At 46.7% G+C, this 22094-nt stretch carries 20 protein-coding genes; 13 read left to right on the top strand and 7 right to left on the bottom strand.

Features of this window, described 5'->3' with window-relative positions; genetic code table 11:
* Positions 1-20 precede the first annotated feature (20 nt).
* Positions 21-2426 carry a leucine--tRNA ligase gene (gene leuS, locus HNY42_RS13135; protein ID WP_188004616.1) on the top strand — a complete coding sequence of 802 codons (2406 nt, stop codon included), beginning with the start codon at positions 21-23 and terminating at the stop codon, positions 2424-2426.
* A gap of 130 nt (positions 2427-2556) precedes the next feature.
* Positions 2557-3537, top strand: a complete 981-nt coding sequence (locus HNY42_RS13130) for a hypothetical protein (protein ID WP_188004615.1) — start codon at positions 2557-2559, stop codon at positions 3535-3537.
* Positions 3538-3570: 33 nt separating this feature from the next.
* On the opposite strand, the gene HNY42_RS13125 is transcribed toward HNY42_RS13130, so the two are convergent.
* A complete protein-coding gene (locus tag HNY42_RS13125; protein WP_188004614.1) occupies positions 3571-4830 on the bottom strand; it encodes a BaiN/RdsA family NAD(P)/FAD-dependent oxidoreductase in 1260 nt (419 codons plus the stop codon).
* A 184-nt stretch (positions 4831-5014) separates the two neighbouring features.
* Here HNY42_RS13125 and HNY42_RS13120 point away from each other — a divergent pair, with 184 nt between their 5' ends.
* Both HNY42_RS13120 and HNY42_RS13115 read left to right on the top strand, forming a co-directional pair.
* On the top strand, positions 5015-6679 hold the full coding sequence (locus HNY42_RS13120) for a putative polysaccharide biosynthesis protein (RefSeq protein ID WP_188004613.1): 1665 nt from the start codon (positions 5015-5017) through the stop codon (positions 6677-6679).
* Complete coding sequence (locus HNY42_RS13115; RefSeq protein WP_188004612.1) at positions 6666-7385, top strand: pseudouridine synthase; 720 nt, start codon at positions 6666-6668, stop codon at positions 7383-7385. Before HNY42_RS13120 ends, HNY42_RS13115 begins: the two co-directional genes overlap by 14 nt.
* A gap of 78 nt (positions 7386-7463) precedes the next feature.
* Here the strand turns inward: HNY42_RS13115 and HNY42_RS13110 are convergent, their stop codons facing one another.
* Positions 7464-8096: an SDR family oxidoreductase gene (locus tag HNY42_RS13110; protein WP_188004611.1), complete on the bottom strand. Its 633-nt coding sequence runs from the start codon at positions 8094-8096 to the stop codon at positions 7464-7466.
* A gap of 110 nt (positions 8097-8206) precedes the next feature.
* Positions 8207-8425 carry a DeoR family transcriptional regulator gene (locus HNY42_RS13105; RefSeq protein WP_012371138.1) on the bottom strand — a complete coding sequence of 73 codons (219 nt, stop codon included), beginning with the start codon at positions 8423-8425 and terminating at the stop codon, positions 8207-8209.
* A gap of 306 nt (positions 8426-8731) precedes the next feature.
* Here HNY42_RS13105 and pepV point away from each other — a divergent pair, with 306 nt between their 5' ends.
* The 6 genes from pepV to HNY42_RS13075 all read left to right on the top strand — a co-directional run bounded on the left by pepV (position 8732) and on the right by HNY42_RS13075 (position 15818).
* Entirely contained in the window at positions 8732-10129 is a 1398-nt protein-coding gene (gene pepV / locus HNY42_RS13100) for a dipeptidase PepV (protein WP_188004610.1), read from the top strand.
* Positions 10130-10220: 91 nt separating this feature from the next.
* On the top strand, positions 10221-11366 hold the full coding sequence (locus tag HNY42_RS13095) for an MFS transporter (protein WP_188004609.1): 1146 nt from the start codon (positions 10221-10223) through the stop codon (positions 11364-11366).
* 5 nt (positions 11367-11371) lie between these two features.
* Positions 11372-11884 (top strand): RNA 2',3'-cyclic phosphodiesterase, encoded by a 513-nt coding sequence (gene thpR, locus HNY42_RS13090; RefSeq protein ID WP_188004608.1) that lies wholly within the window; start codon positions 11372-11374, stop codon positions 11882-11884.
* Between the two features lie 13 nt (positions 11885-11897).
* Complete coding sequence (locus tag HNY42_RS13085) at positions 11898-12764, top strand: hypothetical protein (RefSeq protein ID WP_131502104.1); 867 nt, start codon at positions 11898-11900, stop codon at positions 12762-12764.
* A 39-nt stretch (positions 12765-12803) separates the two neighbouring features.
* Positions 12804-14963 carry a type I pullulanase gene (gene pulA, locus HNY42_RS13080; RefSeq protein WP_188004607.1) on the top strand — a complete coding sequence of 720 codons (2160 nt, stop codon included), beginning with the start codon at positions 12804-12806 and terminating at the stop codon, positions 14961-14963.
* A 51-nt stretch (positions 14964-15014) separates the two neighbouring features.
* Positions 15015-15818: a phosphotransferase family protein gene (locus HNY42_RS13075; protein ID WP_131502102.1), complete on the top strand. Its 804-nt coding sequence runs from the start codon at positions 15015-15017 to the stop codon at positions 15816-15818.
* An 86-nt stretch (positions 15819-15904) separates the two neighbouring features.
* Here HNY42_RS13075 and budA read toward each other — a convergent pair whose 3' ends face one another.
* Together budA and alsS are read right to left on the bottom strand one after the other, a co-directional pair.
* Positions 15905-16618, bottom strand: a complete 714-nt coding sequence (budA, locus tag HNY42_RS13070; RefSeq protein WP_188004606.1) for an acetolactate decarboxylase — start codon at positions 16616-16618, stop codon at positions 15905-15907.
* Between the two features lie 16 nt (positions 16619-16634).
* Complete coding sequence (gene alsS, locus HNY42_RS13065) at positions 16635-18329, bottom strand: acetolactate synthase AlsS (RefSeq protein WP_131502100.1); 1695 nt, start codon at positions 18327-18329, stop codon at positions 16635-16637.
* Positions 18330-18769: 440 nt separating this feature from the next.
* On the opposite strand from alsS, the gene trmB reads away from it, so the two are divergent.
* Both trmB and HNY42_RS13055 read left to right on the top strand, forming a co-directional pair.
* Positions 18770-19411: a tRNA (guanosine(46)-N7)-methyltransferase TrmB gene (gene trmB / locus HNY42_RS13060; protein ID WP_188004605.1), complete on the top strand. Its 642-nt coding sequence runs from the start codon at positions 18770-18772 to the stop codon at positions 19409-19411.
* A gap of 115 nt (positions 19412-19526) precedes the next feature.
* Positions 19527-20042, top strand: coding sequence for a hypothetical protein (locus HNY42_RS13055; RefSeq protein WP_131502099.1), 516 nt, complete (start codon positions 19527-19529; stop codon positions 20040-20042).
* Positions 20043-20107: 65 nt separating this feature from the next.
* Here HNY42_RS13055 and HNY42_RS13050 read toward each other — a convergent pair whose 3' ends face one another.
* Together HNY42_RS13050 and HNY42_RS13045 are read right to left on the bottom strand one after the other, a co-directional pair.
* The gene (locus HNY42_RS13050) at positions 20108-20464 is read right to left on the bottom strand and encodes a DUF1304 domain-containing protein (RefSeq protein WP_188004604.1); all 357 of its coding nucleotides are present in this window, start codon (positions 20462-20464) and stop codon (positions 20108-20110) included.
* Positions 20465-20522: 58 nt separating this feature from the next.
* Positions 20523-20825, bottom strand: coding sequence for a PepSY domain-containing protein (locus HNY42_RS13045; RefSeq protein WP_012371126.1), 303 nt, complete (start codon positions 20823-20825; stop codon positions 20523-20525).
* A 120-nt stretch (positions 20826-20945) separates the two neighbouring features.
* Between HNY42_RS13045 and HNY42_RS13040 the strand changes: the two genes are divergently transcribed.
* Positions 20946-22016 carry a M42 family metallopeptidase gene (locus HNY42_RS13040; RefSeq protein WP_131502097.1) on the top strand — a complete coding sequence of 357 codons (1071 nt, stop codon included), beginning with the start codon at positions 20946-20948 and terminating at the stop codon, positions 22014-22016.
* The last annotated feature ends 78 nt before the right edge of the window (positions 22017-22094 follow it).

Below are 22094 nucleotides of genomic sequence, written 5' to 3'. Positions count from 1 at the left end.
TATTCAGAGGAGGAATAGAGATGCCGTACAATCATCGTGAAATCGAACCGAAATGGCAAGCGCGCTGGGAACAGGACAATGCGTTCGTCACAACAGAAGATCCGGAAAAAGAAGGTTTTTATGCGTTAGACATGTTTCCTTATCCATCGGGAGCAGGACTCCATGTCGGACACCCAGAAGGATACACGGCAACGGATATCCTCGCACGGATGAAACGGATGCAGGGGTACAACGTCCTTCATCCGATGGGATGGGATGCGTTTGGACTTCCAGCGGAACAGTATGCCCTTGATACAGGGAATGATCCGCGGGAGTTTACAGCGCAAAACATCGAGACGTTCAAACGTCAGTTAAAAGATTTAGGATTCTCATATGATTGGGATCGTGAAATCAATACGACGGATCCAAATTATTACAAATGGACACAGTGGATCTTTACGAAATTGTATGAACAAGGACTTGCTTTCGTTGACGAAGTCGCGGTTAACTGGTGTCCGGCGCTTGGAACAGTCCTTGCGAACGAGGAAGTCATCGACGGACTGTCGGAGCGTGGCAATCATCCCGTCGTCCGTGTTCCGATGCGGCAGTGGGTCTTAAAAATCACAGAGTATGCGGACCGTTTACTGGAAGATTTAGATGAACTCGATTGGCCAGAATCGGTGAAAGAAATGCAACGGAACTGGATCGGAAAATCGGAAGGGGCGGAAATCGACTTTACGATTGACGGTCATAAAAAACAAGTGACGGTCTTTACGACACGTCCGGATACAATTTTCGGGGCAACTTACCTTGTTCTTGCACCGGAGCATCCGTTCGTCGCGGACATCACGACAGCCGATCATGAAGAAGCTGTTAAAACGTATATCGCATCTGTTCAGACGAAATCAGACTTGGAGCGGACAGATCTTGCGAAAGAAAAAACAGGCGTCTTCACGGGAGCTTTTGCCGTCAATCCGATTTCCGGAGAACGTCTGCCGATCTGGATCGCCGATTATGTCCTCGCGACATATGGGACAGGCGCCATCATGGCCGTACCGGCACATGACGAGCGAGATCATGAATTTGCGAAACAGTTTGACCTGCCAATCATCGAAGTCGTAACAGGCGGTAACGTCGACGAAGCAGCGTACACGGGTGAAGGAGAGCACGTCAATTCACAGATGCTCGACGGACTATCAAAACAAGAAGCGATTGAGACAATCATCGCTGAACTTGAGACGAATCAAGTCGGACGCAAAAAAATCACTTTCCGGTTGCGTGACTGGTTATTCAGCCGTCAACGGTACTGGGGTGAGCCGATTCCGGTCGTCCACATGGAAGACGGAACGATGAAGACGCTCGATAAATCAGAACTTCCGCTTGAATTGCCGATGATTCCGGAAATCAAGCCGTCGGGAACGGGTGAATCTCCACTCGCTCTTGCTGAAGACTGGCTCGATTACACGGATCCGGTCACAGGACTTAAAGGGCGTCGTGAGACGAATACGATGCCACAATGGGGCGGCAGCTGCTGGTATTACCTTCGCTTCATCGATCCGCACAATGAAGAAGCGATTGCCGATCCGGAAAAATTAAAATACTGGCTCCCGGTTGATATTTACATCGGAGGGGCTGAACATGCCGTACTTCATTTACTCTACGCCCGCTTCTGGCACAAAGTCTTGTATGATATCGGTGTCGTACCGACGAAAGAACCATTCCAAAAGTTATATAACCAAGGGATGATTCTCGGAGAAAACAACGAAAAAATGTCGAAATCACGCGGAAACGTCATCAATCCGGATGAAATCGTCAAATCGCACGGTGCGGATACGCTCCGTTTATATGAGATGTTCATGGGACCACTGGATGCTTCAGTTTCCTGGTCGGAGAACGGTCTAGATGGAGCACGTCGTTTCCTTGACCGCGTCTGGCGTCTGTTTGAACGGACAGCGGACATTCAAGATGTGACGACAGTCGATGCGGACTTTGAACGTGTCTACCACCAGACGGTTAAGAAAGTAACGGAAGATTTCACGAATATTCAGTTCAACACCGGCATTTCGCAGTTGATGGTCTTCGTCAACGAAGCAAACAAACAACCGGTCTTGCCACGCCATTTCCTTCGTGGGTTCATTCAATTATTGACTCCGGTTGCTCCGCACTTAGGGGAAGAGTTATGGGAACAACTTGGCTTTGACGACACCTTGACATATGCGGTATGGCCGACATTCGATGAAACGAAACTCGTCAGCGATACAATGGAATTCGTCATTCAAGTCAACGGCAAAGTCCGTTCGAAGCTCGTCATCAGCATCGACGCAACGAAAGAAGAAATTGAAGCTCTTGCGTTTGCAGATGAAAAAACACAAGAGTGGATTGGTGATAAAACGGTTCGAAAAGTCATCGTCGTCCCGAAAAAACTGATCAACATCGTAGCAAACTAAGCTGAAACCCCTCATCTGATTTAATCAGATCGAGGGGTTTTCGATTATCTCCGTCGCAAGTCCGCTTTTTTTTTAGGGCGCCTTCTGCTAAACTGAATCAGAAACCGAGACAGAAAGGCGATTTGTGTAAATGAAACGAACTTATATAGTCTATACAACGATTTTTGCCGTCGTCTCCGGTCTGATCCTTTGTGTGGCCCTCGTCTTTTCGAGACCTGAGACCGTAGCACAAATTCAAGAGACGTTTGCAAAAATTGAGACACAATCCAAACACCAAGCAGCTGTGAAACAAGTACCACCGAAAACGCCGTCCTCGATTCCAAATCCGGAAGAACCGTTGATCAAGAATGTCCAACAGATGTTGTATGATGATTCGATTGGTTCTTATCTTGTTGTAACGGAAGATTATCACTTTTTTGAAATCAGTGGGACAGGAGAACGTATCAATGCTTCATTCCAAATCGAGGATGAAGGCAAGTTGATGTTATCGGGACTTGACGGAATGACGCTCGTTGACGGCGAGACCGTCGCCTTATTGACATCCAATCAAATTCTCGTGACAGTCAAACGGGAAGAGGGCGTCTGGAAAGAAGACAAACGAGAGCGGGTAGCAGGTACGACAATCCGTGACAGCTTTCACGGACTCGGTTACGATGCCAAGAAAAAACAATTTTATACGATCAATCACATTCGCTCGTTAGCACGAAGTGAACTGACGTATTTTGCGATGAAACAAGATGAAATCAAGATTGATAAAGAGGCGACTGCGAAGGAAAAGCGTGCCTTGAAGAAAAAACAAAAACCACCGTATTTGACGATCGTGGCACGAAAACGGATCGACACGGCCAGTGGCATGCGCAGTGATGCGAAAAAAGCCTTCACGGAAAACTTCCATCCGATCGGTCTGGCCGAGCGGCAAGGGCGGATTTATACATTGGATTCGGAAGCGTTATTCCTGTATTCGATTGATACGAAAGATGTGACAATCACGGGGGAATCAGCGAGTCCGAAAGTGTACGGGGCAGAAGGAATATTTGTTCAGGACAATGAGTTGTTTGCACTCATCCAAACGGATAAATTCTCGAGCCGTTCGTTTACGCCAATCGACTAAAAGGCTAGCTCCGTGTAGGAACTAGCCTTTTTGTCATAATGCGGTCAAGGCAGCATTCGTTCCGGCACAATGTCCGGTCACGAAAGCGGCTGTGATGTTGTAACCGCCTGTATAGCCGTGAATGTCGAGGATTTCGCCGGCGAAAAAGAGACCGTCTGCTTTTTTCGACATCATCGTTTTCGGCTGGATTTCCTTAATCGAAACGCCACCTCCGGTGACGAATGCCTTATCAAAGTCGAGTGTTCCTACTGCTTGAAGCGGGAACCGTTTGAGCGTTGCTAACAATTGGGTGAAGTCCTGCTTCTTAATTTGCGTACACACTTCATCACCGAAACCGATTTTAGCAAATAACAGGTCGAGTAACCGTTCTGGAACAAATCCTTTTAACGCATTACGGACTGTCTTTTTCGGATTAGCGGCAAGGGCGGCTTGGAATCGTTCCGTCAACGCACCGATTGATTCATCCGGGAACAAATCGATCGAGAGATGGACGACTCGCTCACCTGATCGTTTTCTTTCTTTGATCGTGTACTGACTGCACCGTAACGCAATCGGACCACTCAGACCGAAATGCGTGAACAGGAGGTCACCGGTATGCGTTTTAATCGGTTTGTCTTTTTTGCCATGGACGGTCAGAGCAACGTCACGTAAGGAAAGACCTTGTAATGTCTTTTCCTGAATGAACGTGTCGTTCAGTAAAATCGGGACTTCCGTCGGAAAGAGTTCCGTGATCGTATGGCCGGCTTTACGTGCCCAAGGATAGCCGTCACCGGTTGAACCGGTGTGGGGAACCGATTGTCCGCCGACAGCGACGACACAACTTTTGGCTTCAAGGCGGGTTCCGTCAGCGAGCAAGACGGCTGCAAACGAACCATCCGGATGAAAGTCGAGGGTTGCGACTTCGGCATTGATTTGGATTTCGGCGCCGTGTTGACGAATTTGATCAATCAACACACGAACGACATCGGCCGCTTTATCGGAAACAGGGAACATCCGTCCGTTGTCCTCTTCTTTTAGGGCGACACCAAACCCTTCGAACAGTTCAATGATCGATTCGTTATTGAACTGCGAAAAGGCGCTATAGAGAAAACGGCCGTTTCCCGGAATCGATTGAACCAACTCTTCCAGTGGTTTGCGATTTGTGACGTTACACCGACCGCCCCCTGAAATCGCCAGTTTTCGTCCAAGTTTACTTCCTTTATCGAGCAAAAGCGTCTTCGCGCCTGCTTGTAACGAGGCGAGCGTTGCCATTAAACCGCTTGGGCCGCCTCCGATTACGATTACATCATACATGTGGTCACCTCATTTGTTGGATTCTGCTTGTTTCACTTTAGCAGAAGTTTGTACTGTAAACAAACCGTCTCTTTCTTTTATGGAAGCTGAGCGGTATAATGATTTGCAATTGTGCAAGAGAGAACTTGTATATTGAGACGTTTATTGAGTTAAGAAAAAATAGAAAGTGCGAGGAAGGTTATCCATGTCGACTGTGAGCAAAAAGCAAGAAACTTCATCCAGTAATACCGGATTCGTTCGTGGAACGATGTTGTTATCCGGTGCATCACTCATTTCCCGTGCCCTTGGTCTGATTTATCTGTTTCCGTTTCAGTTCATGGTCGGAGCGACGGGAATCATGTTCTACACGTATGCCTATAATTATTATGCCATCATGATTGGTCTGGCAACAGCCGGTATTCCGGTCGCCGTTTCGAAGTTCGTCGCAAAGTATAATGCGATGGGGGAATACGACACAAGCGAACGATTATACCGATCCGGATTAAAAATCATGTCCATCACCGGTGTAGTTTCCTTTCTGGCCTTATTTTTACTGGCTCCGTATTTGGCTCACCGGGCAATACCCGGAGGAGATGTCGATTCGGCTTCATATGTCGATGCTGTCACGATGACGATCCGTGGTGTCAGCTTTGCCTTGATTCTGATTCCGGCGATGAGTATGACACGGGGTTATTTTCAAGGGTATCAATCGATGGGACCGACAGCGATTTCGCAGATCCTGGAGCAAATCGTGCGAATCATCTTTTTACTGGCCGGCGTCAGCATCGCGATTTATCTGTTTGACACGGATGCAGCGTGGGCAGCAACGATTGCGACGTTCAGTGCCTTCATCGGGGCAATCGGCAGTGTTGTCGTACTCGTTTATTATTTCCGAAAACGTGCACCCGGTTTAAAAGCCTTACGCGATGGTCAGACGACGATATCGCCGGATCGTCCGTTAGCAGGACTGTACAAAGAATTGTTGACGTATGCGATCCCAATCGTCATGGTCGGGTTATCAACACCGCTTTATCAGGTCATTGATCAAAACACGATGAATGCGGCTTTACAAAGTATTGGTTACACGCTGGAAGCAGCGGGGAATGCAACGGCCTATCTGATTGCAGATAGTCATAAGATTGTCCTGATTCCGGTTTCGGTCGCGACGGGGTTATCCTTATCCGCGACACCATTGTTGACGGCCTCGTTTACACAAGGGGATATGCGGAAAGTCCGGAAACAAATCTCGCAAATTTATCAACTGGCCTTTTTCGTAACAATTCCAGCGGTCGTCGGTATGATTTTGCTGAGTGAAGAGACGTTCCATGTCTTATTCCCGAAAGATCAGGCTGCCTGGGTCTATTTATTGAGTTATGCACCAAGTGCGCTGTTCCTTGCGCTGTATTCCGTCACGGCCGCTGTATTGCAAGGCATCAACCGGCAGTATTTCACGATTGTTGCGACATTGGCAGGATTGCTGACGAAATATCTGTTGAATGCTCCCCTGATTCACTGGACAGGAGACGGAACGGGTGCCGGATATGCAACGATTCTCGGATACGTCGTCGCGACGGGATTGATGTTCTTCCGGATTACGCAAACGGTTCAGTTTCCGTTCAGTACGGTCTTACGCCGGACGTCACTGATCATGATCATCAGTGCCATCATGGGTGCGAGCGTCGCGCTGGTGAAATGGGGATTATCGGTCATGTTACCCGCTACGACGGTCGGTTCGCTCATCATTTTAATCGTCGGAGCAGGAATTGGAATCGTCGTCTTTGCAGGTCTTGCCATTTGGAGCGGATTAGCGGAAGCTGTATTAGGAAGAAAATTTTCAATGAAACGGGGACGAGGAAATGCGTCTAGATAAATTACTCTCAAACATGGGAGCCGGATCGCGGAAAGAAGTAAAACAATTACTCAAATCCGGTGCGATTCAAGTTGACGGAGAAATCGTGTATGATCCGAAGCAACATGTTGATACCGAACAGCAACACGTACTTTTATACGGGGAACCGGTCACGTATCAAAAGTTCATCTACTTGATGATGAACAAACCGCCGGGCGTAATCAGTGCGACTGAAGATAAGCGGGATCAAACCGTCATTGATTTACTGTTTGAAGATGTGACGTACTTTAAACCCTTTCCGGTCGGACGACTCGACAAGGATACGGAAGGATTGTTGCTGTTGACAAATGACGGATCCTTTAATCATGCGTTGATGTCACCGAAGAAACACGTTGAAAAAGTCTACTATGCGGAAGTCATCGGTACGCTGACGGAAGAGGACGTGGAAGAAGTTGCAGAAGGGGTCACGCTTGAAGACGGGTATAAAACAAAACCGGGAAAGCTGGTCATCCTGGAAGCGATGGATGAAACGTCTACACTCGAGCTGACGATTACCGAAGGGAAGTTCCATCAAGTCAAACGGATGATGTTGGCTCTCGGAAAAGAAGTGACGTATTTGAAACGCTTGTCGATTGGACAACTGCCGCTCGATTCGACACTCGAAGCAGGCGAATACCGGGAACTCACACGTGGTGAATTAGCCCTGTTCGACTGGAAACCGGAATAAGTAAAGACCCTCGAAACGAAAAAAGTTTCGAGGGTCTTTTTATTTATAAGCCGAGTTATGTCCCAGCCTCTTTGTCGATTACTGGTTACGAAGGGCTTCCGCAATCGGGAAGGGACCACTGAGTACTTCAAACTGACGTGTTTGAGTCGGATGATCAATCAATGTGACGAACAGAGCCGCAATATCATCTCGTGAGACTTCGCGTCCCTCATATGAATCAAAATGTTCTTGTGTCTCGATCGAGCCGCTCGGCTCATCGTAACTGAGTGGACCCGGCCGAACAATCGTATAATCGAGGCCACTGTCTTTTAAATGACGGTCCGCCGCACCCTTAGATTCCAGATAAACTTTCAAATCACCTTGCGGGTGATCAGCGCCAACTGAACTGAGCATCAAGAAACGCTCAATTCCGCTTGCTTTAGCCGCATCGATGACTTTGATTGCGCCATCCTGGTCAACGGCACGTGTCAATTCTTCGGAAGCGCCACCGGCACCAGCAGCGAAAATGACAACATCGGCATCTTTGACGACGTCCGTGACATCTTTCGTTAAATCACCAAGGCGGACTTCAGACGCTCCAAGTGCAATCAAGTCATTGATCTGGTTTTCTTCCCGGACTACAGCGATGGCTTGATGCTGACCTTGCTTGCCGATCAGCTCAATCATTTTCCGCCCGGTTGTTCCGTTTGCTCCAATAATTAAAATATTCATCTCATCATCTCCTTCTCAAACTAGATATACCCTGCCTGAAAAAAAAATAACAAAAAAAAGACGCGAAGGATTCGCGTCGTAACAGAAAATAGTCTGATGAAACATCTTAATCAGCCGGCTTGTCGTTGTTTTTTACTTGATGTCCAAGTACCGCGTCTTGGGCTTACAATGAGGTTGTTGTATTCAAGCACATTCAAGTCACGCTGGACGGTCCTTGAAGTAATGCCGAACTCTTCAACCAAGTCTGCTGTCGTAGTAGCTCCGTTCTCATTGATATAGAGATAAATCGATTTAATCCGGGTCAACATACGGTCTGTAGAATCTTTCATTGGTATAACCACTCCCCCAATGGATAGAATAGTGTTCTAAAGCTTCGGGTGACAAAAGACGATGATTAATTAAGTTGTTTCGCCTTTAGTATAACTCTTTTAGTATAGAATGCAAGTAATTTAACCGAACGTTTGCAAAAATAACACAAACTTTCAACACCCAATAGCGAATGAAAGGTGTTTTTTATCTTTCAATGTTCGTTAAAAACGTAATAACAAAAGATTTGGTATTTTGGATGTTCGTAATTGTCAAATTTTCGCTATACTTAAAGGTGAACGAATCAGCGGATAAGGGAGAGAAGTCATATGGTCAATTGGAAAGAAGAAGTCATGGCACGACGCGAAGATCTTTTAGTTGATTTAAAGGAATTGTTACGCATACCTAGTATTCTCGATGAAACAACGATTCAGGAAGGAGCTCCATTCGGAACCGAAGTCAAACGTGCGCTCGATTGGATGCTCGCGCTCGGGGACCGCGATAGATTCATCACGAAAAACGTTGATGGGTATGCCGGTCACCTTGAATATGGTCAAGGAGATGAATTGCTCGGTATTCTTTGCCACTTGGACGTCGTCCCAGCGGGCGGGGATAACTGGACGTACGGCCCATTTAATCCGACATTGGCTGACGGAAAATTGATTGCGCGGGGTGCGATTGATGACAAAGGACCGACGATGGCAGCATATTATGCCTTAAAAATCGTTAAAGAGTTGGGACTTCCGCTTTCAAAACGAATTCGTCTGATTGCCGGCGGGGACGAAGAAAGTGAATGGCGGTGTGTGAATCATTACTTCAAGCATGAAGAAATGCCGACGCTTGGATTTGCACCGGATGCTGATTTTCCAATCATCAATGCAGAAAAAGGATTGTACGACGGTCTGCTGACTCAAGGTAAACCGGTTAAAGCCGCAGATACAGGCTACCAACTGATTCGCTTTGAAGGCGGAGAACGTCCGAATATGGTACCGGGTCACGCGACAGCGACGGTACATGTCGCTGAGCGGGGAACGGTTGAAGAAGATTTCCACCAGTATTTAGAAAAGCAAGGTGTGACAGGGACAATCAAGGAGACGGCAGAAGGCCTCATCTTTGATGTGATTGGCGTCGCCGCCCATGCGATGGAACCGGACAACGGGAAAAATGCCGCCCTTCATCTGGCGCGTTTCTTGCATACGCTCCACTTGGATTACAGCGGCCGCCGTTATCTTGAAATGATCGTGCACATGTTCCGCGACTCACGCGGTGTTGCACTCGGAGTGGCGGCATCTGATGAAACAGGCGACCTGACGATCAACGGTGGAGTGTTCCGTTACGAAAACGGACAAGGGACAGCTTCAATCAATATCCGTTACCCTTACAGTGCCGATTTCACAGAACGGTTGCAATTGATTAAAGAAGCCGCGAGTGCATACGGATTCGAACTTCAAACACGGACGCATATGCCACCGCATCACGTCGATCCGAACCATGAACTGATCCGGACGCTCAGTGCGGTTTACGAACGGCAAACGAATCAAAAGGCCGACTTAATTGCGATCGGCGGCGGAACCTATGCCCGTTCATTGACAGCAGGTGTCGCATTTGGACCTGTTTTCCCTGGTGGACCGGAAGTTGCGCACCAGGTGGATGAGTATGTTGATTTTGAAGAACTCTTATTAGCCGTTGCCATCTATGCAGAGGCGATTTACGAATTGGCGAAATAAGCATCAGTGCATCTTAAAAAAAATAGTATAACGAAATGAATCCCCCAAATCCGTTGTGATAGGGGGATTGATTCTTGAAGGAGACTCAGTTGTGATCCATCGTCAAAAATATCATTTTCAAGCCCTTTATTTTTTCATCTTCTTTGGGCAAGGTGCACTTATTCCATACTTGGCACTCTATTTTTCCAATGATGCCTTTCAATTATCGGCATCCGAAATCGGAACGATTGTTGCAGTAGGTCCAGTGTTATCAATTGTTTTACAACCGGTTTGGGGCATGGCGGCAGACCGCTTCGGACGACCGAAACGTCTGTTGTTAGTGGCTTTACTCGCTGCAGGGCTCTTAACGCTCAGTTATTTATTGACGTCTGTCTACTTATTCCTGTTATTAATTTCTTCACTTTGGGCATTGTTCCAGTGTGCACATATTCCGCTTGTCGATACGTTGGCCATCGAATTTTCAAAAAGAAAATCAGTCGACTACGGAGCATTACGCTTATTTGGTTCCGCCGGTTTTGCACTGGCTGTCTTTATCCTTGGACAGGTAACGGAACAAGGATCACTCGGTGCGATTTTTTATGCTAGCGGAGCTGCGCTTGTTCTTGGATTTCTTGTGTTGATCGGAATTGAAGAAACGCCGGTTTCGACCGTCGAGCGTGAACATATTCCGCTGAAATCGTTATTTTCAAACAAACGTTTTTTACTGTTTTTAGCAGGTGGAAGTTTAGTATTCGGACCAATTTTTGCGAATAACTATTACTTTGGAAGTTATGTGACGATTCGTGGGGAATCAACAGCACTCGTCGGAACACTTTTTTTTGTCGCTGTCTTATGCGAAATACCGTTCATGCGGGTTGCGACGCGTGTCATGATGCGGTTTGGACCGATTCCTGTCCTGGTGTTCATCTCTGTTTTATCCGCGGTACGGACAGGGATACTGGCGCTTGAGCCGCCGATTTTTACACTCTGGATATTGGCAGCATTACAAGGATTCATCATCGGTCTGTTGATTCCGGTCGCACTTGAATATGTTCGCTCGCTCGTTCCACCTTCGACAGTGGCGACGGCAGTCAGTACATATATGGCGACGACGACCGGTCTTGCGACGGCATTGTTTAATTTAATGAGTGGGATTGTTTTTGATCAATGGACCATCTATGCCGTATTTTGGGTATATACAGGTAGTAGCTTGTTAGGTGCTTGTTTGTATCTGGTCAGCTCAAAAATCAAGGAGTGATCCGTATGCAAAAACACTACTTCATCGCTATCCCGGTTGCTGACGAGATGTTGACGCGATTCGCGGCTCCTCTAGCGCTTGGCCGTTATTACAAAACGGTGTACGAATCAGGCGAGTATCATCTGACGCTACGTTTTTTAGGAACGTTAACAGAGGACGAGTTGAGAAATTGGCGACGTCAACTGACGGAAATTGCTCAGCTCACTTTTGCTTTTACCTTGAAATTAGATCACCTTGAACGGTTTGGATCAGCCGAGAGGCCTCGTGTCTTTGCCGTCGGACCGGCATATGAGGAAAAACTGTTTCAGCTTGCCCGACGGATTGATCCGGATCCGGCTAAACCGTTTGTTCCGCATATTACTCTTGCGAAGAAGTGGAATCAAGAAGTGGCGCTCCATCCACCCGAACAAACACCTGGCGGCAGCTTGGATGTCAATGAAATCGTTCTGTATCAGATTTGCCCCGACGATCAGCCGCGGTATCAGGCAGACACACGATTTCCATTTGGGAAGAAATAACGAGGTGATATGATTGGCATTATTGATGAAACTTTATGATTTAGAAAGCCGATATGAACGAAATCCGTTGGAAGCTTCGAAGCGTTTCAAAGAACAACAGCTGGTGGATTATGCGAATGTCCTTAAAAAATGGGAGTCGGGTGAACTGTTTCCGGGTGAGACGATCATTCGGCCGAAAAAATGGTGGCAGCCTTTTAAAAAACCAGAGAGGTTTCAGGTGCCGGGAAAACAAATCTCAAAGCCGGCGTTTGATAAATGGTATAAAAAGCGAGTAGAAGTCCAAAAATTAATTTACGTGGCAGGCGGAGCGACGGAAGAAGACATCTGGCGCTTGCCTTTAAGACGCCATCTTGACTTTTATCAAATGTTGCATCTCTTGAACGATCAATTCGGCATGTTTTATCGTGCCGTCATTCAATACCAGCAAGGAGAGGTTGAACTCAGTCCGTTTGTCGTAGGACCTTCTGCCATCTATATACTGGACTGGTTAGACGGGGAAGAAAGTATCTATCATATCAAGCGAAATAAACTGTGGCGGGAACAACCCTTTAAAGCCCCGCCAAAGAATATCGTCAATCCATTAATCAGCTTAAAGCGGACGGAGGATATTCTGCGATTGATTCTAGGTTCCGAATTCATATTACCAATCGAACGTGTTGTCATTGCATCGCAAGGTTACTTCGATCAAATTCCGAAAGAGACAACGACGACATATGTCAGTAAGGTGGACTTCACGGATTGGCTACGGAAAATGAATTTGTCGGCTGTGCATACAAAAGCTTCTCAAATGCGGGTATGCGAACAGATCTTAAAAGAAACGGTTTCGGTGACCTTTCAAATGGCGCTGAACAGTCAAGAAAACGGGCGGATTCAAAAATAGGGAGGGAAGCGGCAAGATGTTTGATTGTCGCGTAAACAGATGGTAAATAATGAATCGGAAACGCAGCAAGTCGGATTGTGTTCAGTTGAGTTCGTGACATTTCAAACCATTCTAATGGAGACGACGACACCGGTTGAACAAGGTGAGTTTTTGCTCGTCTGTGATGGTCAGCCGATGAACTATTTCATTGAACGTCGAGAAGATACGGACGTAACAATCAAATTGACACTGCTGCTCGACCGGGCGGTTGAAGTAGAACGGTGTTATGAAATCATCTTACCCAATCAGGAACGAGTCCGTGTATTGCCGAACCGGATTGTCCAAACGGCGGGATTCGACCGCAAATACAGTTATGAAGGACCTTTAGGTGCCGTCTATGACACGGAAATGATTTCTTTATACGTCTGGTCACCGCTGGCCGAGAGGTTGGAGTGTATTCGCTACGATCAAGCCGGTGTCGAAATCGACAGCCGGGACTTCGAACGGCAAGAACGTGGGGCGTATCGTTTAGTAGTTCCCCGAACATGGGAAAACAGCCGTTACCGTTACCGGGTCACGACGTATCAGGGAACACATGAAGTCGTCGATCCTTATGCAAAGGCAGTCAGCGTAAATGGACAGTTTGCTGTTTTGCTTGATGTCGAGCAAGAAATTAACCGGCAGTTTCCGCATCGACAAAAACGACCGCTGTTGATCAAACCGACAGATGCCATCATTTATGAAGCGCATATCCGGGATTTTACGATTGATTCGTCTTCCGGCTCGCATCATCCCGGACAATACATAGGGATGACGGAAACAGGAACCGTTTCACCGGAAGGACGTTCGACAGGCATTGATTATTTACTTGAGTTGGGGGTGACCCATCTTCAATTGTTACCGGTTCACCTGTTTACGACGACAGAGGAAGTCAGTCGTCTTCCTTATAACTGGGGATATGATCCTGTTCAATGGTTTTCACTGACCGGATGTTATGCCAGTAACCCGACTGATCCGAAAGTCCGGATTCTTGAATATGTCGAGATGATCGAACAGTTGCACGCGGCAGGAATTCGGGTGACGTTTGATGTTGTCATGAATCATGTCTATATTCGGGAGCAATCCGCACTCGAACATCTGGTACCGGGTTACTATTTCCGTTACGAAGTGGACGGGACACTTGCCAACGGAACAGGTGTCGGGAATGATACGGCATCGGAACGGTTTATGATGAGACGGATGATTGTTGATTGCCTGACGTATTTTGCGGACATTTTTCAGGTGGATGCTTTTCGCTTTGACCTGATGGGGATTCATGATGTTGAGACGATGAACCATGTCCGGGCAGCATTGGATCATATCGATCCGACCATTCTTGTTTATGGAGAAGGCTGGGACTTGGCGACACCTTTACCGCAACGTCAAAAGGCCATCAGTTCAGTTGCTTCGCAAATGCCTCGGATTGGTCATTTTAACGATGTTTTCCGGGATGCGTTAAAAGGCTCGACGTTCAATGAAACGGATTGTGGTTTTGTATCGGGTAATGGTTGGTGGGAAGGGGAAGTGCGAAACGGGATGGCCGGGAGTATCACATTGGACGGTCAAACGACCGGGCGTTTTCCTGAGCCGACGTATTCGATCAATTATGTCGAAGCACATGACAACCATACCTTGTATGATAAGTTAGCGCTCGCCCGACCGGATTTGGATGAAGTGACACGGTTACAAATGAGTCGACTGGCTCAGACGATTATTTTCTTAGCGGCCGGTATTCCGTTTATTCACGCCGGACAGGAGTTCGGACGGACAAAACAAGGGGTCGAGAACAGTTACAATGCACCTGATACGATCAATCGGATGGATTGGACGTTACGCGATCGCCATGCGCATATGGTCGATTATTTAAAAAATATCTTACAAATCCGTCGAATGCACGGAGGATTCCGATTACACCGAGCCAACCAGGTGCAAGAACTGATGCATTTTTTGCCGATGCATCCGGGTGTCATCGCCTACGAAGTAGGGGCCGTTCATTCATATGATGCCTGGCAACGGACGCTTGTCGTTCATAATGTGACGTTTGAAAAAATTGAAATTGTGCTCGATCATCCGAGATGGAATGTACATGTCCACGGCAACGAAGCATCCGTTACGCCACTTGAAAAGGGTGTTTCGCAGATCACGGTCCTTCCGTTGTCAACAACGATCGCCACATGTTAAGATAATCATTGTGCCTTAAGGCAAATCTACTAAAAAGTTGAGCGGATTATAATGGAATTAGATATTTTAGATGCGCTTGGCGAAGGCTGGACCCTTACGCCAGCAGGCGGAATCACGGGAGAAGCATATATTGCCTCGACAGGGCAGTCAAAACTCTTTTTAAAACGAAACTCCTCGCCATTTTTGGCGATTTTATCAGCGGATGGAATCGTACCGAAGCTGCTTTGGACGAAGCGGATTTATAGCGGAGATGTCATCAGTGCCCAACAATTCATTGAGGGACAAGAACTGGAACCGGAAATGATGGAACGGCCGGAAGTCGCAAGGTTGCTCGGAAAAATTCATGACTCGAAGGAATTGCTGTTCATGTTACAACAACTGGATCAGCGTCCGATCGAACCGGATGAACTTTTACGGCAATGCCGGCTGTATTTTCAACCTGCTGAACTGGAACAACCGGAATTGATTGAACAGGCAATCGACTATCTGTCAGAACAATTACCTTTTGTTAGAACGGACGAGCAAGTCGTTTGTCACTCGGATTTGAATCATAATAACTGGTTGGTCGGAACAGATGGACATCTGTATCTTAATGATTGGGATGATGCCATCATTGCGGATCGTGCTTATGATCTTGGAATGATGTTATACAGTTATGTCGACGAAGAGTGTTGGCCGGAATGGTTTGCGAATTACGGACATCCGTTGACGGCAGATCTGAAGCAGCGGATGTATTGGTATGTCGTGGCTCAGGCGGTACTCTCAATTTATTGGTATGAAGATACCGTGCATCCGGATGCAGCAGAGAGTTATCTTTTCTTGGCCCAACTGCTTGAGATGGAGCAGGAAGATTAAATCAGCGCTGGGTACTTTCGATATAACGAGCTTTAAAGGCTAAAAAAATGTGCGGACACAGAATCATTCTGTGTCCGCACATTTTTTTAGCCTTCAGCAATTTGTATTTCTTTTTCGATATCGTGACTTTCGAGATCCGCTTGACGATAAGCTTCTGTCGTCGGCAAACGTAAATCCAGCCTTGGTTTTTCTTCAAACGTGACCGTCACGTCCTGTACCGTATAGTCGAAAACATGACCTCCACCGCTTCGTTCCTGGTCGATGAAATGAAGATGATAACCTGCGACTGCGATTCCATGACCGAACCGGGGTGTGAAGTAACCGGCCAGCGTCCCGTCAATTTGTTCGAATGTCCGGGCACTTTGTGTCGCGACGGCTTCAGTAATCGGACGGAAGGGTTTTTCCTGTCGGGCGACGGTCCGTGTCTTGACCTCGGAAAATCGTCCTTCAATCCGTACCGCGTAAAAGCTGTTGACTGTACTCAGCTGCTCACTTAACCAGTGTTCGAAATCAGCTTTCGTCATCGTTTGCTTCACGGACAACGACTGTTCCGGAACAAATCGTGTCAGAGAACAGAACGGCGTCGTCGTCTCCGGATCGAGTGGACGGGCACTGCCGTCCGACCGTAATTGATAAAAGAAACCATCAAAACCGATCATTTCCCCGTCGAGATGATCAAATGTTCCGATCCCGAAATCATGTCCGGGAAGAATCGACTCGTAGCGTGTCTCACTTTCGAACACGCCGTCGAGTAAAGCCATCATTGTCGAAATCTGAAGTAACGTATCCTCGTGTTGCATCGCTTCCATCTCCTTATCAGTTCAGTTGATCCAAGTGTACCTCTTTGCCGAGTGTAATGTTATCGCTGTAGTCAATCGGGACATCAACGATTACAGGACCGTCTGTTTGCCATGCTTCTTCCATGACCGAGATGAGCTCTGACGGATGATTGACACGAAGTCCTTTTGCACCAAAACTTTCAGCATATTTCACTAAATCGACTTCACCGAACGATGTACCGGATTTTCGGTTGTACTTCATTTCCTGCTGGAATGCTACCATATCAAAGCCGCTGTCACGCCAGACGAAATGGACGAGCGGGGCATTCAGACGGACTGCCGTCTCCAGTTCCATTGCAGAAAAGAGGAAGCCGCCATCTCCGGAAATCGAGACGGCTTTTTTACCGGGACGAACGAGTGTCGCCGCAATCGCCCATGGTAATGCAACACCAAGCGTCTGCATCCCGTTACTGAATAGAAGGTGACGTGGTTCATACGAACGGAAGTGACGCGCCATCCAAATATAATGTGAACCGACATCGACTGTGACCGTCACATCGTCAGCAATTTGTTCGCGTAACGTTTTCATAAAGTAAAGCGGATGAGTGAGTGGCGAGTCTTTGACGATTGGCGGGATGTCCCGTTCTTCCAACCGTTGTTGAAGACCACGTAAAAACTCAGTTGAACTTTCTGGAAGTGTCAATGCGTTTAACCGTTCTGATAAAGCATTGATGGTTGCTGCGACATCACCGACAAGCTCGCGGTCAGGACGATAGAAATGATCAATTTCAGCCCGCATTTGATCGAGGTGGATTAATGTCCGCTCCTGAGACGGTTGATTCCAGAATTTCGGATCGTACCCAATTGGATCGTATCCGATCGACAAGACAAGATCGGCTTCAGCAAGCAAAGCATCTCCCGGTTGGTTACGGAAAAGACCGACTCGGCCATAAAAATTGGATTCAAGCTCGCGCGACAGTGTGCCGGCCGCTTGGAATGTCTGAACGACTGGAATCGAAACGCGTGTTAACAAAGCACGGATTGCTTCGACGACACGGGGTTGACTTGAACGCATACCAAGTAATAAGACCGGTAATTTCGCTTGTTCGATTAAGGTAGCTGTCTCATCGATCCATTCTTCCGGTGCAATTCCGAGTTTAGGGGTTTGGACGGCTTTAAACGAAGTGACGTTTGCTTCATTTAATCCGACATCTTGCGGAATGCTGACGAACGCAGCACCTGATGTCGTTTCGGCCGTCCGGAAAGCATTGGATAACACTTCGGGAATGTTGTCAGCATCTTGAACTTCAGCACTGAAGTTCGTGATCGGTTTGAACAGTGCTTGGTTATCCATCGATTGATGTGTTCGTTTCAAACGATCAGCTCTTGTGACGGCGCCGGCAATCGCGACGACAGGATCGCCTTCAGAGTTTGCCGTGACAAGACCGGTCGCAAGATTCGAAGCACCTGGTCCTGACGTGACAAGAACCACACCGGGTTTATCCGTCAAGCGACCGATCGCCTGCGCCATGAAAGCAGCGTTCTGCTCATGACGTGCGACGATCAGTTCTGGTCCGCGGTCTTGCAAAACGTTAAAGACAGAATCAATTTTAGCTCCAGGAATTCCGAAAATGTAATCGACACCCTGTTCGATGAGAGTATCCACGACCAAATCGGCCCCTGTTTTCTTCTGTACTAATTCTTCTGATTCACTGTTTTGTTTTTCAATCATTACAATTCTCCTTTTCTACCAGTAGTTTTGGTTGTTCGATAGCTGTAATATAAAAACTGTTTCGTAAAAAGTATACATCTGTTTTAGTGAGAAACCAAGGTGAATCGTTCAGAAACTAAAAAAGACACCTTGTGATCTACACAAGATGTCTGACACGTCAGCATTATTCCGCATTAACTTTCCCAAATGTCGCCCAAACAAAAAGGGCTGCTACACCCATGACAAGGACGATCGGAGAACCCCAGGCAATTAAGAAGTCATCCATCATTAAAACCTCCTTCAAGAAACTTTGTACTGTAAGTGTAGTAGATTGCTCAGTTATTCTCAAGTGACGATCTGCTGAACTTTCTTTTTGGCGTCAATCAAGAACATCTTATATATTTACCCGAATCATGATAAACTTATCTGCGGATAATTTAAGAATCGAAAGGATGAACAATATGCGTTTACGCCACAAACCATGGGCGCTGGATTATATGAAAGAGCAATCCTCCATCTATATAGCAGACCCGTCGACTTTAAAAGGAAACTGGTCGAATGAATTTAAAAATGAAAATCCGATTTACATCGAAGTCGGGTCAGGCAAAGGGGCCTTCATCACAGGGATGGCAAAACAGCATCCGGAGGTCAACTTTATCGCGATCGAGTTGTTTGAAAGCGTTGCGGTCGCAATCGTTCAAAAGATGGTGGAAGAACCACTTGAAAACGTTCGTGTCTTGACGGTTGATGCAAAAGATTTGCGTGACTTCTTTGAAAAAGGAGAGGTTGCCCGTGTTTATTTGAACTTCTCCGATCCTTGGCCGAAATCACGCCATGCCAAACGCCGCTTGACGTACAAAACGTTTTTAGCGACGTATGAAGATATTTTACCGGAAAAAGGGCAGATTCATTTTAAGACGGATAACCGGAAATTATTTGAATCCAGTCTGATGACGATGTCTGCTTACGGCATGACATTCGATTGGATGTCGCTTGATTTACATGCCAATGAGCCGGAAAATAACGTCAGAACGGAATACGAAGAACGTTTTTCAGCACTGGGTCAACCGATTTATCGGATGGAAGCAACATATACGAAATAATTTAGACAAAAAGTTTTCTTATTTTCCTAGCATTTCTTTCACACTTTTTTCTTATTAATTGGTACAATGTTGTTGACTGAAGAACTGTATTTACAGGTAAAGGGGGAAATTGGGGATGTGGCAAAAAAGCTTAGCCTTCGTAACGGCACTCTTTCTCGCATTGAGTATCGGACAATCGGTATTCGCTGCGATTGATACGTCATCTATGCAAAAAGCACTTGACGAGGATTTGAAGAGTACACATTACGACTATAAAAAAGGTTCTGTAGAAATTGAAGATCCAAAAACATTCACTGGTGAAAAAGGTGAACAGATTATCGGCGGAATCGCGGTAATCGAGACTGTTCGTGATGGAATCTTCATCACGATCAAACGTGAAATCCATTTCTTTAACGCAGACAGCGGTAAATTACTTACAAGCGCAGATGCGGCTAAAGTAGACGGCGTCAAAGAATACATTGACAGCAACTCGGATAACCTGCACCAAAAAGTAGTCTACTGGTTGCCGATGTTACTCATGATCTTATTAATTGCTGTACCAGCTATCATGCTATACGTTGTTGTACCGCGTCTGTACTCTACTACGGAATACATGAACCCGATCTACGAGCGTAATGATAACCCGCGTTAATCTTTTTTAAACAAATGAAAATCCCTTGTCTGACCCGATTCGTCGGGACGGACAAGGGATTTTTTTTAGATAAATAAAACGAGTAAAAAAGCGATGATGGCTGGAAGTCCTTGTTTGAAAAGAATCGAGACATTTGCAGTAGCTGCACCGTAAAGGGCAGCAACGATGACGCATCCGAGGAAATACAACTGAACAGCCGGGGAATCAAGAATCAGTCCGAAGATCAGACCGGCGGCAAGAAAACCGTTGTAAAGACCTTGATTGGCGAATAATGTCCGGATTTGCGGATTTGAGACCGCTTCTTCGGTCAGTCCGAATGTACGTTTGGCAGACTTAGATGATAGAAGAAACATTTCAAGTACCATGATATAAAAATGTTCCACAGCGACTAGCAGTACAAAGAAGATAGCGAGTAAAGACATGTCGAGACTCCTTTCTTTTAAAAGACCATACTTCGTCGATCGAAGTATGGTCCGTCTATTATGCGTATTCGAGTAAAGCACCTGTTTCCGCATCAACTGTGAATTGATACGTTTTTTCATCGTCACCTTCAAGGACCGAGATGCCACCTTTGTAGCTTTGGTAGTCACGTGACTCGTATGCGTACGCCTCTGGTGTTGCAGAGATCCATGCACCTTGGACACGTCCTTTTGCTGAAAATGTGCGTTTCGTGATTTCGAGCGCTTCCTCGGCAGAGAGTTGTTTGTTGTCGACAGCCTTCTTGACTGCGAAAGCGGCAACGACCGCTGCTGCGAGACCGATAATCCAATAGCGTTTTTTCATTAAAATTCCCCTCCTTACAGGTTCTATTCCTACTGTACCAAATAATTCGTCCAGTGAGAAACAAAAGGTTAAGTGATTGAAGCAAAATTTTGTATAATGAATGAACAGGGGGCGATACATATGAATGAAAAAACAAGAGACTTGTTTCGAACGTTGACAGAATTAAATGGTGCACCTGGATTTGAACACGATGTCAGACGCTTTGTCAAAGAACGCATTACACCGGTGACGGATGAAATCGTCATGGACGGTCTCGGTTCGATTTTTGGCAAACGGACGGGACAGGAAAATGGTCCGAAGGTTATGGTTGCCGGTCATATGGACGAAGTGGCCTTCATGGTAACGCAGATTACGAAAAACGGCATGCTCCGGATTCAACCGCTCGGCGGTTGGTGGAGTCAGGTACTGCTCGCACAACGGTTCTCGATTTGTGGGGATAACGGCATCATTCCCGGTGTCATTGCCTCGATACCACCACATTTATTGACGGATGAAGTCCGGAATAAGCCGATGGCAATCAAAGATATGTTCATCGATGTCGGGGCAGACTCAAAAGAAGAAGCGGAATCTTTCGGCATCCGTCCGGGTATTCCGGCTGTTCCGTTCTTCCCGTTCACACCGATGGCCAATCCTAAAAAAATCATGGCGAAAGCATGGGATAACCGGTACGGCGTCGGTATGGCGATCGAGTTGTTGGAAGAGACGACAGCGTCGGATCATCCAAACATCTTATTCTCAGGAGCGACGGTTCAAGAAGAGGTCGGCTTACGCGGCGCACAAACAGCAACGAATCTGATCGATCCGGATGTTGCCTTTGTCGTCGACGCCTCACCGGCCAACGATGCTTCAGGTGATAAAACAGAATTTGGTCAGCTCGGTCAAGGACCGTTGTTACGGATTAAGGACAGCGTCATGATTTTATCGAAAGAAATGACAGATTATGTTCTCGATACGGCAGAATCGAACAAGATTCCGTATCAATACTATGTTGGTGCAGGCGGAACGGACGGGGGAGTCATTCATCGTTCAAACAACGGTATTCCGACGACGGTCGTCGGTCTTCCGGCACGTTATATTCATACGCATGCCTCGATCATGCACACGGATGACTACGATGCGGCAAAAGAATTGCTCAAGAAACTTGTCACGCAACTCGATGCGACGACGCTCGCAACATTACAAATCAAATGAAGATAATGGAGGATGCCTTTGTGCATCCTCTTTTTACATCCCGACTGTCTTGTCACATGAAAAACAAATGTATGACCT

The organism is Exiguobacterium sp. Helios (assembly GCF_014524545.1).
Classification (GTDB): domain Bacteria; phylum Bacillota; class Bacilli; order Exiguobacteriales; family Exiguobacteriaceae; genus Exiguobacterium_A.
Note: the sequence above shows the minus strand (reverse complement) of the source record. Positions and strands in the feature narration are given on the sequence as shown.

Excerpts from the sequence above, each read along its gene's own strand:
- leuS (WP_188004616.1), top strand. The coding sequence starts at position 21 with ATGCCGTACAATCATCGTGAAATCGAACCGAAATGGCAAGCGCGCTGG.
- HNY42_RS13130 (WP_188004615.1), top strand. The coding sequence starts at position 2,557 with ATGAAACGAACTTATATAGTCTATACAACGATTTTTGCCGTCGTCTCC.
- HNY42_RS13125 (WP_188004614.1), bottom strand. The coding sequence starts at position 4,830 with ATGTATGATGTAATCGTAATCGGAGGCGGCCCAAGCGGTTTAATGGCA.
- HNY42_RS13120 (WP_188004613.1), top strand. The coding sequence starts at position 5,015 with ATGTCGACTGTGAGCAAAAAGCAAGAAACTTCATCCAGTAATACCGGA.
- HNY42_RS13115 (WP_188004612.1), top strand. The coding sequence starts at position 6,666 with ATGCGTCTAGATAAATTACTCTCAAACATGGGAGCCGGATCGCGGAAA.
- HNY42_RS13110 (WP_188004611.1), bottom strand. The coding sequence starts at position 8,096 with ATGAATATTTTAATTATTGGAGCAAACGGAACAACCGGGCGGAAAATG.
- HNY42_RS13105 (WP_012371138.1), bottom strand. The coding sequence starts at position 8,425 with ATGAAAGATTCTACAGACCGTATGTTGACCCGGATTAAATCGATTTAT.
- pepV (WP_188004610.1), top strand. The coding sequence starts at position 8,732 with ATGGTCAATTGGAAAGAAGAAGTCATGGCACGACGCGAAGATCTTTTA.
- thpR (WP_188004608.1), top strand. The coding sequence starts at position 11,372 with ATGCAAAAACACTACTTCATCGCTATCCCGGTTGCTGACGAGATGTTG.
- pulA (WP_188004607.1), top strand. The coding sequence starts at position 12,804 with ATGGTAAATAATGAATCGGAAACGCAGCAAGTCGGATTGTGTTCAGTT.
- HNY42_RS13075 (WP_131502102.1), top strand. The coding sequence starts at position 15,015 with ATGGAATTAGATATTTTAGATGCGCTTGGCGAAGGCTGGACCCTTACG.
- budA (WP_188004606.1), bottom strand. The coding sequence starts at position 16,618 with ATGCAACACGAGGATACGTTACTTCAGATTTCGACAATGATGGCTTTA.
- alsS (WP_131502100.1), bottom strand. The coding sequence starts at position 18,329 with ATGATTGAAAAACAAAACAGTGAATCAGAAGAATTAGTACAGAAGAAA.
- trmB (WP_188004605.1), top strand. The coding sequence starts at position 18,770 with ATGCGTTTACGCCACAAACCATGGGCGCTGGATTATATGAAAGAGCAA.
- HNY42_RS13055 (WP_131502099.1), top strand. The coding sequence starts at position 19,527 with ATGTGGCAAAAAAGCTTAGCCTTCGTAACGGCACTCTTTCTCGCATTG.
- HNY42_RS13050 (WP_188004604.1), bottom strand. The coding sequence starts at position 20,464 with ATGTCTTTACTCGCTATCTTCTTTGTACTGCTAGTCGCTGTGGAACAT.
- HNY42_RS13045 (WP_012371126.1), bottom strand. The coding sequence starts at position 20,825 with ATGAAAAAACGCTATTGGATTATCGGTCTCGCAGCAGCGGTCGTTGCC.
- HNY42_RS13040 (WP_131502097.1), top strand. The coding sequence starts at position 20,946 with ATGAATGAAAAAACAAGAGACTTGTTTCGAACGTTGACAGAATTAAAT.